This window comes from Variovorax sp. FG153 (assembly GCF_057809595.1).
This window is the reverse complement of sequence record NZ_JBMDKG010000055.1, coordinates 20,620-33,219: the sequence shown is the minus strand read 5'-3', so window position 1 is coordinate 33,219 and position 12,600 is coordinate 20,620. Positions and strand designations below refer to the sequence as shown.

12 protein-coding genes are annotated in these 12,600 nt (G+C 70.6%); 9 read left to right on the top strand and 3 right to left on the bottom strand.

All coding sequences use genetic code 11. The features are described from left to right. Nucleotides 1–333 precede the first annotated feature (333 nt). The 3 genes from corA to ACODT0_RS36215 are packed head-to-tail and all read left to right on the top strand — an operon-like array spanning nt 334 to nt 3,365. Nucleotides 334–1,311 carry a magnesium/cobalt transporter CorA gene (gene corA, locus ACODT0_RS36225; protein WP_057592827.1) on the top strand — a complete coding sequence of 326 codons (978 nt, stop codon included), beginning with the start codon at nt 334–336 and terminating at the stop codon, nt 1,309–1,311. Nucleotides 1,312–1,362: 51 nt separating this feature from the next. After that, nucleotides 1,363–1,839 (top strand): MarR family winged helix-turn-helix transcriptional regulator, encoded by a 477-nt coding sequence (locus ACODT0_RS36220; RefSeq protein WP_489043464.1) that lies wholly within the window; start codon nt 1,363–1,365, stop codon nt 1,837–1,839. Next, nucleotides 1,836–3,365, top strand: coding sequence for a DHA2 family efflux MFS transporter permease subunit (locus tag ACODT0_RS36215; protein ID WP_057592825.1), 1,530 nt, complete (start codon nt 1,836–1,838; stop codon nt 3,363–3,365). The genes ACODT0_RS36220 and ACODT0_RS36215 overlap by 4 nt, the downstream gene beginning before the upstream one ends. 22 nt (nt 3,366–3,387) lie before the next feature. On the opposite strand, the gene ACODT0_RS36210 is transcribed toward ACODT0_RS36215, so the two are convergent. Together ACODT0_RS36210 and ACODT0_RS36205 are read right to left on the bottom strand one after the other, a co-directional pair. Beyond that, the gene (locus ACODT0_RS36210; protein ID WP_489043463.1) at nt 3,388–4,215 is read right to left on the bottom strand and encodes a siderophore-interacting protein; all 828 of its coding nucleotides are present in this window, start codon (nt 4,213–4,215) and stop codon (nt 3,388–3,390) included. Between the two features lie 13 nt (nt 4,216–4,228). Further along, entirely contained in the window at nt 4,229–4,804 is a 576-nt protein-coding gene (locus ACODT0_RS36205) for a PadR family transcriptional regulator (protein ID WP_203202007.1), read from the bottom strand. Between the two features lie 181 nt (nt 4,805–4,985). On the opposite strand from ACODT0_RS36205, the gene ACODT0_RS36200 reads away from it, so the two are divergent. The 6 genes from ACODT0_RS36200 to ACODT0_RS36175 all read left to right on the top strand — a co-directional run bounded on the left by ACODT0_RS36200 (nt 4,986) and on the right by ACODT0_RS36175 (nt 11,728). Continuing rightward, nucleotides 4,986–5,447 carry a Fur family transcriptional regulator gene (locus ACODT0_RS36200; RefSeq protein ID WP_057592822.1) on the top strand — a complete coding sequence of 154 codons (462 nt, stop codon included), beginning with the start codon at nt 4,986–4,988 and terminating at the stop codon, nt 5,445–5,447. A 99-nt stretch (nt 5,448–5,546) separates the two neighbouring features. Further along, nucleotides 5,547–5,696 carry a type B 50S ribosomal protein L36 gene (gene ykgO, locus ACODT0_RS36195; RefSeq protein ID WP_057592821.1) on the top strand — a complete coding sequence of 50 codons (150 nt, stop codon included), beginning with the start codon at nt 5,547–5,549 and terminating at the stop codon, nt 5,694–5,696. A gap of 168 nt (nt 5,697–5,864) precedes the next feature. Continuing rightward, nucleotides 5,865–6,572, top strand: a complete 708-nt coding sequence (locus ACODT0_RS36190) for an ABC transporter ATP-binding protein (protein WP_261212490.1) — start codon at nt 5,865–5,867, stop codon at nt 6,570–6,572. A gap of 2 nt (nt 6,573–6,574) precedes the next feature. Beyond that, complete coding sequence (locus ACODT0_RS36185) at nt 6,575–7,975, top strand: ABC transporter permease subunit (protein WP_489043462.1); 1,401 nt, start codon at nt 6,575–6,577, stop codon at nt 7,973–7,975. Between the two features lie 16 nt (nt 7,976–7,991). After that, entirely contained in the window at nt 7,992–9,482 is a 1,491-nt protein-coding gene (locus tag ACODT0_RS36180) for an ABC transporter permease subunit (protein WP_489043461.1), read from the top strand. Nucleotides 9,483–9,526: 44 nt separating this feature from the next. Continuing rightward, nucleotides 9,527–11,728: a TonB-dependent receptor gene (locus tag ACODT0_RS36175; RefSeq protein WP_489043460.1), complete on the top strand. Its 2,202-nt coding sequence runs from the start codon at nt 9,527–9,529 to the stop codon at nt 11,726–11,728. Here ACODT0_RS36175 and ACODT0_RS36170 read toward each other — a convergent pair. Beyond that, nucleotides 11,725–12,585, bottom strand: coding sequence for a glycosyltransferase family protein (locus ACODT0_RS36170; RefSeq protein ID WP_489043459.1), 861 nt, complete (start codon nt 12,583–12,585; stop codon nt 11,725–11,727). The two genes, ACODT0_RS36175 and ACODT0_RS36170, sit on opposite strands and share 4 nt — an antisense overlap. Between the last annotated feature and the right edge of the window lie 15 nt (nt 12,586–12,600).

The following is a 12,600-nucleotide window of genomic DNA, read 5'->3' as shown; positions in this document are numbered from 1 at the left end:
TTCGCGCGGGCAAAAAAACACCCGCGCGCGGCGGGTGGAGTTCTTCCCTGATAGCTGTGGGCGGCTGCTCTTCTTTGTTGGTTGGGCGCCCCCTTTTGCGTGACAGCGCCGCGATGTTCGTGTGTCGCCCACGCAACGCATGTCAGTCTTTGCGCGCTAAGACTTGTAGGCGGACGAAAGAAGTGAGAAAAAAATCACGCAACTAAACCCTTCGGGCGCTTGCGAGCAGGGATGTTTTAACTTTCGCGCTCCGCCTCGGGCCGGTCAGGCAAGGGCCCGCGGCGCCGTGGCACCATCGCCACCCTACCACCCAACCGCGACCCTGGAGCGCCGATGCTGATCAATTGCGTGGCTTACGAGAACGGCGCCAAGCTGGCCGACATCCCGGTCGAGAGCATCAGCGAATACATCTCGCGGCCCGGCTGCTTCGTCTGGGTGGCGCTCAGCGACGCCACGCCCGAGGAACTGGCCGTGATGCAGCTCGAGTTCGGCCTGCATCCGCTGGCCGTGGAGGACGCCCAGCACGGCCACCAGCGGCCCAAGGTCGAGGAGTACGGCGATTCGCTGTTCGTGGTGATGCATCTGGTCGAACCCTCGGAGGCCGGCGAGCAGTGCATCCATGTCGGCGAGGTCGACGTGTTCGTGGGCCGCAACTACGTGCTGTCGGTGCGCAACCGCAGCCGGCAGGGCTTCCTGGGCGTGCGCGAGCGCTGCGAACGCGAGCCCGGACTGCTGAAGAACGGCGCCGGCTTCGTGCTCTACGCGCTGATGGACGCGGTGGTCGACCGCTACTTCCCGGTGATCGACGCGCTCGAGGACGAGCTCGAATCGATCGAGCAGCAGATCTTTGCGCAAAGCGGTGCGGCGCGCGACAAGATCAAGCAGCTCTACGAACTCAAGCGCCGCAGCATGGTGCTCAAGCGCGCGGTCGCGCCGCTGACCGAAGCCGCCGGCAAGCTGCACGGCGGGCGGGTGCCGCAGATCTGCATGGGTTCGCAGGAGTACTTCCGCGACGTCGGCGACCACCTCGGGCGCATCAACGGCTCGATCGACGCGATGCGCGACACGGTGGCCACCGCGATCCAGGTCAACCTCTCGATGGTCACGATCGAGGAGAGCGAGGTCACCAAGCGCCTCGCGGCCTGGGCCAGCATCTTCGCCGTGTGCACCGCCTTCGCGGGCATCTGGGGCATGAACTTCGAATTCATGCCCGAGCTGAAATTCCGCTGGGGCTATCCCACGGCGCTGGCGCTGATCGCGGGCACCTGCGGCTATCTCTACTACCGGTTCCGGCGCGCGGGCTGGCTCTGAGAGCAGGCCGCTAAGGCCCAACTAATAAACATGTAGATAATCAAGTCCCTTATGAAAAGGGACTTCAGCCAGCGTTTCGGCTTCATCGTGAAGGACGTGGCCAAGCGCTACGGCGAGGCCTTCGACCGCCTCGCGCGCGAGCGCATCGGCCTGAGCAGCGCCCAGTGCCGGCTGCTCGGCGTGCTGGCCATGGAAGGCGAGGAGACGCCGCTGTCGCAGGCCGAGCTGGCGCAGCGGCTGGAGCTCACGCCGATGGCCGTGGGCGGCCTGTGCGACCGCATGGAGGCGGCCGGCTGGATCCGCCGCGAGGCCAGCGCCACCGACCGGCGCGTGAAGCTGATCCACCTGCAGCCCAGTGCCGAGAAGGCGCTCGATGCCGCGCTCAATCTCAGCGACGGGCTCAATGCGCGCGTGATGGCGGTGCTGGCGCCCGGCGAGCGCGCCCAGCTGCTGGCGCTGCTCGGCAAGGTGCGCGGCAGCCTGCTCGAGATCACGGGCGGCAACGGCCCCGAGGGCGAGGGCAAATGACCGCCGCGCCCGGAACCGCGGTGCCGCACCGCGGGATGATCACCGTCTCGATCATGCTCGCGACCATCATGCAGGCGCTCGACACCACGATCGCCAACGTCGCGCTGCCGCACATGCAGGGCAGCCTGCAGGCCTCGCAGGACCAGATCACCTGGGTGCTGACCTCCTACATCGTGGCCTCGGCGATCGCGCTGCCGCTCACGGGCTGGCTCTGCGGCCACTGGGGCCGGCGGCGCGTGTTCATCATCTCGGTGATCGGCTTCACCATCGCCTCGGCGCTGTGCGGCCTGGCGACCTCGCTGGTGGGCATCGTCGGCGCGCGGCTGCTGCAGGGCATCTTCGGCGCGGCGCTGGTGCCGCTGTCGCAGGCGGTGCTGCTGGACATCAACCCGCGCGAGAAGGTCGGCCAGGCGATGGCTATCTGGGGCGCGGGCATCATGGTCGGGCCGATCCTCGGGCCGCTGCTGGGCGGCTGGCTCACCGACAACTTCGACTGGCGCTGGGTCTTCTTCATCAACCTGCCGGTGGGCGCCTTCGCCTTCTGGGGCATCGCGCGCTACCTGCCCGAGAGCCGGCCGCAGGGCGAGAAGCTCGACATCTTCGGCTTCGTCACCCTGAGCCTCGCCATCGGCATGCTGCAGCTGTTCCTCGACCGCGGCGAGCAGCTCGACTGGTTCGACTCGTGGGAGATCCGGCTCGAGGCCGCGGCCTCGCTGGTGGCCTTCTGCTTCTTCGTGGTCCACACCTGGACCGTGCGCGGCGTCTCCTTCTTCGACCGCGACCTGCTGAAGGACCGCAACTTCGTCACCGGCCTGCTGTTCGCCTTCATCGTCGGGATGATCCTGTACGCGACCATGGCGCTGCTGCCGAACTTCCTGCAGGGCCTGATGGGCTATCCGGTGGTCTACACGGGGCAGGTCACGGCGCCGCGCGGCATCGGCACCATGATCGCGATGCTGGTGGTGGGGCGGCTGGTGCAGCGCGTGGACGTGCGCGCCATCATGGCGCTGGGCTTCGGGCTCACGGCCTTCTCGCTCTACCAGATGACGCGCATCACGCTGCAGATGGACAGTACCTTGATCATCGTCTCGGGCTTCGTCCAGGGCCTGGGCATCGGCTTCACCTTCGTGCCGCTGTCGACCGCCACCTTCGCCACCCTGGCGCCACGGCTGCGCAACCAGGGCACGCCGATCTTCAGCCTGCTGCGCAACATCGGCAGCAGCGTGGGCATCTCGATCGTGCAGGCGCTGCTCACCGAGGGCTCGAGCGCCGCCCATGCGCAGATCGCGACCACCGTGGCGCCCGGCAATCCGGCGCTGGCCACGCTGCCTTCGATGATGTCGCCCGACAACCCGCTGGGCCTGGCCCTGCTCAACGCCGAGGTCACGCGGCAGGGCGCGCTGGTCGGCTACCTCGACGACTTCGCGATCATGATGGTGATCACGCTGGTGGCGATCCCGCTGCTGCTGCTGATCCGCAGCCCGAAGCGCGCGGCGGCCTCGGGGCCGGCGGAAGTGCCGCACTGAGCGGCACCGCGCGCGAGGCCGATCAGTCCTCGATCGCGTCGTGCGTCGCGGCCGTGCCGCGGCGCCAGTAGCCCGAGGCCCGGATCCACTTCGGATTCGCGCCGCGCTCGCCCACCAGATGCGCGCGCACGGCCTTCGCCACGCCGGTCTCGCAGCCGACCCAGGCGTGGTAGTCGCCCTCGGGCAGCGCCTGCTTCTTGAGCGTCTCGAGCAGCATCGGGCTCAGGCCCGCCGACACGCCGCGGCGATGCACCCACACCAGCGTGAGCGCGGCCCGGGTCTCGAACGGGATCTCGTCCTCGGGGCCGTCGACCTCGGCCAGCACCACCACGCGCGCGCCCGCGGGCAGCTCGGCCAGGCGGCGCGAGATCGCGGGCAGCGCGGTGTCGTCGCCGATCAGCAGGTGCCAGTCGAACTCGGTCGGCACGATGAACGAGCCGCGCGGGCCGCCCACGCCGATGCGGTCGCCGGGCCTGGCGTTCTCGGCCCATTGCGTGGCGGGGCCGGCCTCGTGCAGCGCGAAGTCGATCTCCAGCGTCTTCGCGGCCGCGTCGTGGCGGCGCGGCGTGTAGTCGCGCATGGTGGGCCGGCCCTCGGGCCAGACCGGGCCTTCGGGGCCCATGGTCGGCAGGGTCAGGCGGCCGGTGGCCGGGTCGGGGAAGAACAGCTTGGCGTGGTCGTCGAAGCCCGGGCTGTGGAAGCCCTCGAGCTCGTCGCCGGTGAGCACCACGCGCAGAAGGTGCGGCGTGACGCGCTGCACGCTCTTCACCGTGAGCTGGCGAAAGCGCAGGTCGTGGCGCACGCGGCGCGGCAGGCGGTCGGGTTGGGGGGAGGTGGAGAAGTCGGTCATGTGCGGTTGACTTTCAAAGACGTTCGATCTGTTGTGCGGCGCTGTCGAGCACCGCGGCGAATTCGTGGGCTTGTTGTTCGGTGAGGGGCGTGCCCGAGAGGCGCAGGCGCATCGCGAGCTTGAGGTTCTCGATGGCGCGCGTGACCTGCGGCGGCCGGCCGCCGCGCGCGCCGGCGCCGTCGACGCCGCCGTTGAGGCGTTCCATCATCGATTCGGCGGTCTCGCGGTTGGCCGCCAGGTACTCGCGCCCGCTGTCGGTGAGGGTGTAGCGCTTGCGGCCGCCGCCCTCGGCGCCGCTCTCGACGCTGAGGTGGCCCAGCTCCTCGAGCAGCGTCAGCGTGGGATAGACCACGCCGGGGCTCGGCGCATAGCTGCCGCCCAGGCGTTCCTCGATCAGCTTGATGAGCTCGTAGCCGTGCGAGGGCTTGTCGGCGATGAGCTGCAGCAGCACGAAGCGCAGGCCGCCGTGGCCGAACACCCGGCCGGCGCCGAAGCCGTGGCGCCCGCCGCGGCCCCGCCCGCCCGAGAGGCCGTCCTCGTGCTCGCCGCGCGGGGTGCGGTGGCAATGGTCGAAGTGGAAATGGCGCATGGGAGCCTCTCTTTCTGAATCGATATCTGTTTGTGTCTAAATTATTTTAGATATATCTAAATCAATGCGTCAAGAGGGGCGGAAGGCAAGACCGGGGCGCCGTCGGGGCCAATTTAGATAGCCCCCGATGCGGTCCCCGGGCGCCGCGAGGCGTTTTCCGACGCGCCGTACCATCGAGGCCATGGAACGTCTTACCCGCCAGCGCGCCGCCGTGTTCTCGGCCTTCAGCGATGCCAGCCGCGTGCTCACCGCCCCCGAAATCCATGCGCATGCGCGCGAGCTCGTGCCCGAGATCAGCCTGTCGACCGTCTACCGCCAGGTGTCGGCGCTGCTCGCGGACGGCGAGATCGCCAAGGTCGAGCTGCCCGGCGAGCCCGCGCGCTACGAGGTCGCGTGCCGGGAGGAACACGCGCACGGCGACCACGCCCACGAACACGAGAAGGGGCAGGGCCGCGCGGGCGACCACCACCATCACTACTTCCATTGCCTGTCGTGCGGCCAGGTGTTCCTGCTGCACGCCTGCCCGGGCCCGATGGACGACCTCGCGCCGCCGGGCTTCCAGGTCGCGAGCCACGAGGTGACCCTGCACGGCAGCTGCGCGGCCTGCGTGGCGAAGGCGGCGCCGGCCGGCCGATCGCACTGAACAGGGCACCCGCGCGGGTGCTCATTCTTCTTTACAAAGTTATTGCGAATGAATTCGCAATAACTTAGACTGCGACTTTCCATCCAACGGCGCGACGCCATGCAAGTCCTGTCCTCCCTCAAAGAAGCCAAGAAGCGGCACCGCGATTGCCAGGTGGTCACCCGGCGCGGACGCACCTACGTGATCTGCAAGTCCAACCCGCGCTTCAAGGCGCGGCAGGGCGGTGCGAAGAACAAGCGCGCCCGCTGATCGCCTGAAGCCACGGCACCGGCCGCGCCGGCGCCCCGCCAACTCCCTTTTCCCTCGAACGCCACGGCATGCACCCGCATGCGCGTGAGCCTGCGCGCGTCCACCGCGGATGCATGCGGGCGTGCGCACGCCGTTTTCCCGCTCCTTCTCTTCGACCGGACCCCTCCCATGCTCAAAGCACAGGGCCTCACCAAGCAATACGGCAGCCATGTCGCGCTCGACCGCCTCGACCTCGACATCCGCGCGGGCGACATCTACTGCCTGCTCGGCGCCAACGGCGCGGGCAAGACCACCACCATCAACCTGTTCCTCCACTTCATCGCGCCCAGCGCGGGCACGGTGGAGATCAACGGCGTCGACGTCACGCGCCATCCGCTCGCGACCAAGCAGGACGTGGCGTACATCCCCGAGCACGTCACGCTCTACGGCACGCTCTCGGGACTGGAGAACCTGCGCTTCTTCGCCGGCCTCGCGCTGGGCCGCGCGCTGCCGCGCGAACGGCTGCTCGAGCTCATGACGGCGGTGGGCCTCGACCACGCGGCGGCCGACAAGCGCGTGTCGGCCTATTCCAAGGGCATGCGGCAGAAGGTCTGGATCGCCGTGGCGCTGGCCAAGGAGGCCAAGGCGCTGCTGCTCGACGAGCCCACCTCGGGCCTCGATCCGCATGCGGCCAGCGAGTTCTCCGCGCTGCTGCGGCGTGCCGCCGACCAGGGTGTGGCCGTGCTGACCACCACGCACGACCTGTTCCATGCGCAGCAGACCGCCACGCGCGTCGGCATCATGAAGAGCGGCCGCCTCGTCGACAGCCTCGAGGGCGCGCAGCAGATCGCGCGCATCGACCTGCAGTCGCTGTACCTGCAGCACATGAGGGCCTGAGCATGTGGCGCTGGATCGCGAACCGCGAATTCACCGAACGGCTGCGCGACGGCCGCCTGCTGTGGGCCGGCGGCCTGGTGCTGGTGCTGCTGTTCACCGCGCTCGGCGTGGGCTGGGCGCACCAGCGCGAGGCGCGCGCCGAGCAGCAGGCCGCACAGGCGCTCGACTACCGCGACTGGCTGGCGCAGGACCGGCGCCATCCGCACGACGCCGCGCACCAGGGCATGCATGCCTTCAAGCCCGAGGCGCCGCTGGCCATGGTCGACGCGGGCATCAACCCCTACATCGGCAGCACCGTGTGGCTGCAGGCGCACCGCCAGAGCGAGGTCAAGTTCAATCCCGCGCAGGACGCCACCGGCCTGCAGCGCTTCGGCAACCTCTCGGTCGGCTGGATCCTGCAGGTGCTCGGGCCGCTGCTGGTGATCGTGCTGGGCTTCAACGCCTTCGCGGGCGAGCGCGAGCAGGGCATCCTGCGCCAGACCCTGAGTCTGGGCGTCTCGCCGCTGCGCCTGCTGGCGGGCAAGGCGCTCGCGCTCGCGGCCTCGCTCGCGGTGCTGCTGGTGCCGGCCGCCCTGGTCGCGGCGCTCGCGGTGGGGCTGGGCGCCGCGCCCGGCGAACGCGCCGATGCGCTGCTGCGCCTTTCGGCCTGGAGCCTGGGCTATGCGGTCTACCTCGGCGCCTTCGTGTTCGTGGTGCTCGGCGTGTCGGCGCTGTGCGCCACCTCGCGCGCGGCCATCACCGTGCTGCTCGCGCTGTGGGTGGCGCAGGCCGTGATGGCACCGCGCGTGCTGTCCGAGGCGGCGCGCGCGGCCTATCCGAGCCCGACCCGGCTCGCGTTCAACCAGGCGCTGCAGGCCGAGCTCAAGCAGGTCTCGGACCGCACCTGGCTGCAGGCCTTCGGCACCACCGAGCGCTGGGGCCGCGACGTGCCACTCAGCCAGTGGGGCATCGCGCTGCGGCTCGACGACCAGGCCTCCTACCCCGTCTACGATCGCCACTACGGCCGCCTCTGGGACACCTGGGAGCGCCAGCAGCGGCTGCAGGAATGGAGCGGCCTGCTGCTGCCGCTGCTCGCGATGCGCAGCTACTCGATGGGCATGGCCGGCACCGACTTCGCGCACCACCGCAGCTTCACCACCGCGGCCGAGCTGCACCGACGGCGGCTGCAGGACCTGATGAGCGAGGACCTGGTCGCGCATGCCGATCCGCTCGGCGACCGCCACTTCGCCTACCAGTCGGGCCCCGAGCTGTGGGCCAAGGTGCCGCCGTTCGTGCACCAGCCGCCGCGCGTGGGCTGGGCCCTGCGCCACCAGCTGCGCAGCCTGGCCGTGCTGTGCGCCGGCCTGCTGCTGGCCGCGGCCTTCGCGGCCGTCGCGGTGCGTCGCCAGCGCGCGCTGGCCTGAACCGAGGAAAGCCTTCATGTCCGTCTCCATCGCCCCACCGCCCCAGGGCTTCCGGCTGCGTGCCGTCATGCGCCAGGAGCTGCGCCTGCTGCTGGCCGACCGCAGCGTCTGGGCCGTGGCCCTGCTGTTCCTGCTGCTGGTCGGCTACGCGCTCGGCAACGGCCTCGCGCAGACCGCGCAGCGCGACCGCGCGCAGGCGGCCGTGGCCCAGGCCGACCGCGACACCCGCGCGGCGCAGCGCGCGCAGCTCGAGGCCATCCTCACGGGCCGGGCCCAGCCCACGCCGTTCGAGAACCCGGCCGATCCCTCGCGCATGGCCAGCAGCTACGGCGCGCAGCACGCGATCCTGCCGAGCGCGCCGCTCGGGCCGGTCGCGCTCGGGCGCAGCGACCTGTTCCCGAGCCAGTTCCGCGTCACGCACCAGAGCCGCGTGGCCTTCATGAACCCGAGCGACATCGAGAACCCCTGGTACCTGCTGAGCGGCCAGTTCGACCTGGCCTTCGTGCTGGTCTACCTGCTGCCGCTCCTGATCTTCGTGCTGGGCTACAACCTGCTGTCGGCCGAGCGCGAGAACGGCACCCTGCGCCTGCTGCTCTCGCAACCGCTGCGCCTGCGCACGCTGCTGACCGGCAAGCTCGCGGTGCGCGCGGCCGCGCTGCTGGTGCCGGCGGTGCTGCTGCCCGTGGGCGTGCTGCTGCTGGCGCGGCAGGCGGGCTTCGCGCCCTCCGCGCCGGGCGCGGGCACGGTCACCTTCTGGTGGGCGCTGCTGGTGGGCGCCTATGCGCTGTTCTGGTTCGCGCTGGTGGTGGCGGTCAATGCCTTCGGCGCGCCCTCGGCGACCAATGCGATGGTGTTGATGATCGCGTGGGTGCTGCTGGTGCTGGTGGCGCCGGTGCTGCTCAACCTCGCGGTCACGCAGGCCAGCCCCGCGCCCTCGCGCACCGAGCTCGCGACCCAGACGCGCACGCTCACGGCCGCGGCGATGAAGCGCCATGCCGAGCTGCTGAGCACCGACTACAAGCACGTCGGCCAGGGCGCGCTGCTGCTGCCGCGCGACGGCAAGATCGAGATCAGCGCGCGCGGCCTCGCCAACTACCGCATCGAGCGCGAGATCGACGAGGCGATCACGCCCGAGCTCGAACGCTTCGAGCGCCAGCACGCGGACCAGCAGCGGCTGCTCGAGCGCTTCGGCGCGCTGTCGCCCGCGGCCGTGGCCTACGAAGGCATGACCGGGCTGGCCGGCACCGGCGCGCGGCGCCATGCGCAGTTCGTGGCGCAGACGGTGGGCTTCCACCTGGCGTGGAAGCACTTCTTCTTTCCGCGCATCGAGGAACGCAGCGCGCTGATGCCGGCCGACTTCGACCGTATCCCCGCTTTTGCATGGCGCGAGGAGTCGCCGCGCGCGCTGCGCGACCGCGCGCTCGCGGCCGTGCTGCAACTGCTGCTGCCGAGCCTGCTGCTGTTCGGCCTCGCGGGCTGGCGGCTGCGCCGCTTCTCGGTGGCCTGAGCGCGCACATCCAAAGAACGATCGATCTCCGGAGGGAATTTCAGATGAAACACACGATGTCGGGCGTGGCCGCGGCCATCGCCGCGTTGTCCATGGCGGGCGCGCAGGCACAGGAACAACCGGCGCAGCAGGTGCAGCAGGCATTGGGCGCGATCACCGTCGAGTGCAACCGCGACGCCGAGGGCCTGCACCTCGAGGGCAGCAGCGGCAGCGCCTCGCGCCTGGGCCTCACGGTGCGCGAGACGCCGGCCTCGGTCGAGGTGCTGTCGCAGGACCTGATCCAGCAGCGCGGCGCGCGCACCTTCAGCGAGGCGCTGCGCGGCGTCACCGGCCTCGCGGGCGGCGGGCCGCCGTCGTCGCCCACCACGCTGTCGACGCGCGGCTTCACCAGCCTGCTCTATCTCTACGACGGCGTGCGCACCTCGGGCGCGGGCGTCACCAACCGCGTGCAGGACACCTGGAACTACGACCGCATCGAGGTGCTCAAGGGCCCGGCCTCGGTGCTCGACGGCGAGGGCGCGATCGGCGGCGTCGTCAACTTCGTGACCAAGCGGCCCGACCGCAACAACCCGAACCGCGAGCTCTCGGTCGGCTACGGCAGCTTCGGCGCCACGCGGCTGGGCGTGGGCTTCGGCGGGCCGGTCGGGGAGTCGGGCGCCTACCGCCTCGACTACAGCCACAACGACAGCCGCGCCGGCAACGTGCCGGGCAGCGGCGAGCGCATGGACCACTTCACCAGCGGCCTGGCCTTCGACCTCGGGGGGGCGGTCAAGCTCGACCTGAGCTTCGACTACCTGAAGGACGACAACAAGGCCTACTGGGGCACGCCGCTGGTGCCGGCCTGGTTCGCGACCGAGCCCACGGGCGTGGTGCGCACGCCCGACGGCCGCGTGATCGACCGGCGCATCGCGCGCATCAACTACAACGTGCTCGACAACGAGAACACCTCCGAGACGTACTGGCTCAGCGCGAGACTGAGCGGCCGCCTCGGCGACAACTGGTCGTGGCGCAACACGGTGGCGGCCAACAAGTCGCAGCGCCTGTTCCGCAACTCCGAGAGCGCCGTGTTCGTCGCGCCCGCGAGCATCGCGCGCGACCAGACCCGGATCACGCACGACCAGGACTTCTGGCTCGAGCGCTTCGACGCCACCCACCGCGGCAGCTTCGGCGGCATGGACAACCGCTTCGTGATCGGCGGCGAGCTCAGCGGCACCCGCTTCGACAGCCAGCGCCGCTTCTCCGACGGCCAGGCCTCGACCGCCGCCGCGCTGCGCGTGCCGGCGCTCGCGCCGTTCACGGGCTTCTACAGCGACGATCCACGCCTGAGCGCCACCGGCGCCGGCAACCGCACCGACACCACCTCGCGCGTCGACGTGAGTTCGGTGTTCGTCGAGGATGCGCTCAAGCCGCTGCCCGGCCTCACGCTGGTGGGCGGCTGGCGCCACGACCGCACCAAGGTGCGGCGCGGCATCGCCGACCTCAACACCGGCGGCTACAGCCGCTTCGACACCAGCTACCGCACCGACTCGGGCCGGCTCGGCGCGGTCTACGACCTGTCGCCGCAGGCCAGCGTCTACGCGCAGTACACCAACGCCACCGTGCCCGTGGGCTCGTTCTTCCTGCTGTCGCAGTCGAACGCCAGCTTCCCGATGTCGCGCGGCAAGCAGGCCGAGGTCGGCTTCAAGCACAGCCTGCCCGAGGCGCGGCTCGAGTGGACCGCCGCGCTCTACAGGATCGAGCTCGACAACGTGCTCTCGCGCGATCCCAACAAGCCCGGCGACACCGTCAACAACGGCCGCCAGTCCTCGCGCGGGGTCGAGCTCTCGGCCGCGTGGCGGCCCACGCGCCAGCTCACGCTGGCGGGCAACCTCGCCGCGCTCGACGCGCGCTTCGACACCCTGGTGGAGGCCGGCGGCGTCTCGCGCGTGGGCAACACCCCGCCCAACGTGCCGCGCCACGTGGCCAACCTGTTCGCCACCTGGCGCCCCGACAACTCGAACTTCGAGTGGTTCCTCTCGCTCAACCATGCCGGCCACGTCTTCACCGACAACGCCAACCAGATCCGCATCGACGGCTACACCACCGTCGACGCGGCCGTCAGCTACCGCATGAAGCCCGCGCTGCTGACCTTCCGCGTGCGCAACCTCACCGACCGGCTCTATGCCACCTGGGGCGGGCGGGCGGTGAGTCAGGTGCTGCTGGCGCCGGGACGCAGTTTCGAGGTGTCGGCGCGCTTCGACTTCTAGCCCGCGCCCAGGCCAGCGAAGCCCCCGGGCATCTGGCCGATCGCGGCGCGCAGGGCATCGGCCTGCCGCCGCGACTGCATCAGCGCCAGCCCGTTGGCGCCGAGCTCGCGCCGCCGCGCATCGTCGCGCAGCAGCGCGAGGCAGGTGGGCACGATGCCGTCGTACGAAGTGAAGGCCACGGCGCCCTGGTACGCGCGCTCGGCCTCGGGGTCGTCGCCGGTCTCGGACACCACGCAGCAGCCGTTGGCCAGCAGGTAGGACACGCGCACCACCTCGAACAACCGGCCCTCGTAGTAGTGCAGGTTCAGCACGATGCGGCTGCGCGCGATGTAGTCGTCGCGCGCGGCGCCGTAGACGCCGAACAGCGCGACCACGCGCAGCCCCGCGTCCTCGAGGGCCAGCAGCGCCGCGCGCCGCCGGTCGTTGACCGAGCCGTAGAACAGCACGTCGATGTCCCGCGTCTCGCGCGGCACGATGCGCCGCAGCGCGTCGGCATGGCCCACCTCGCACAGCGTGGCCGCGATGCCCATCGAGCGCAGCAGCGCCACGTTGCGCGCGCTGTAGTCCCACACCGGGTGGTGGCGCAGCAGGTCGAGGTAGCGCTCGGACCACCAGGGCGAGCCGGGCGACAGCTGCTCGAGGTTGAACAGGATCGCGCCGCTCGATGGGCTGTCGGGCACCGAGGGCAGCAGGTTGGCGCCGAGCACGAGGGTCTCGCCCTCGGGGCGGTGGTGCACGATCGGCGCGGCCACGCCGAGTTCGCGCAGGCCCTCGCTCAGCGCGAGCGCGAACTCCTCGAAGGCGCCGCTGTGGACATAGCCCGGCGGCGTGACGATCCAGATGCTGGCAGGGGGCACGGCGCGTGCTCGTCG

Bases quoted from the DNA above. Each gene is read 5' to 3' on its own strand.
- ACODT0_RS36200 (WP_057592822.1), top strand. From the start codon at position 4,986: ATGGAACGTCTTACCCGCCAGCGCGCCGCCGTGTTCTCGGCCTTCAGC.
- ACODT0_RS36210 (WP_489043463.1), bottom strand. From the start codon at position 4,215: ATGACCGACTTCTCCACCTCCCCCCAACCCGACCGCCTGCCGCGCCGC.
- ACODT0_RS36190 (WP_261212490.1), top strand. From the start codon at position 5,865: ATGCTCAAAGCACAGGGCCTCACCAAGCAATACGGCAGCCATGTCGCG.
- ACODT0_RS36175 (WP_489043460.1), top strand. From the start codon at position 9,527: ATGAAACACACGATGTCGGGCGTGGCCGCGGCCATCGCCGCGTTGTCC.
- ACODT0_RS36205 (WP_203202007.1), bottom strand. From the start codon at position 4,804: ATGCGCCATTTCCACTTCGACCATTGCCACCGCACCCCGCGCGGCGAG.
- ACODT0_RS36185 (WP_489043462.1), top strand. From the start codon at position 6,575: ATGTGGCGCTGGATCGCGAACCGCGAATTCACCGAACGGCTGCGCGAC.
- ACODT0_RS36180 (WP_489043461.1), top strand. From the start codon at position 7,992: ATGTCCGTCTCCATCGCCCCACCGCCCCAGGGCTTCCGGCTGCGTGCC.
- ACODT0_RS36220 (WP_489043464.1), top strand. From the start codon at position 1,363: ATGAAAAGGGACTTCAGCCAGCGTTTCGGCTTCATCGTGAAGGACGTG.
- corA (WP_057592827.1), top strand. From the start codon at position 334: ATGCTGATCAATTGCGTGGCTTACGAGAACGGCGCCAAGCTGGCCGAC.
- ykgO (WP_057592821.1), top strand. From the start codon at position 5,547: ATGCAAGTCCTGTCCTCCCTCAAAGAAGCCAAGAAGCGGCACCGCGAT.
- ACODT0_RS36215 (WP_057592825.1), top strand. From the start codon at position 1,836: ATGACCGCCGCGCCCGGAACCGCGGTGCCGCACCGCGGGATGATCACC.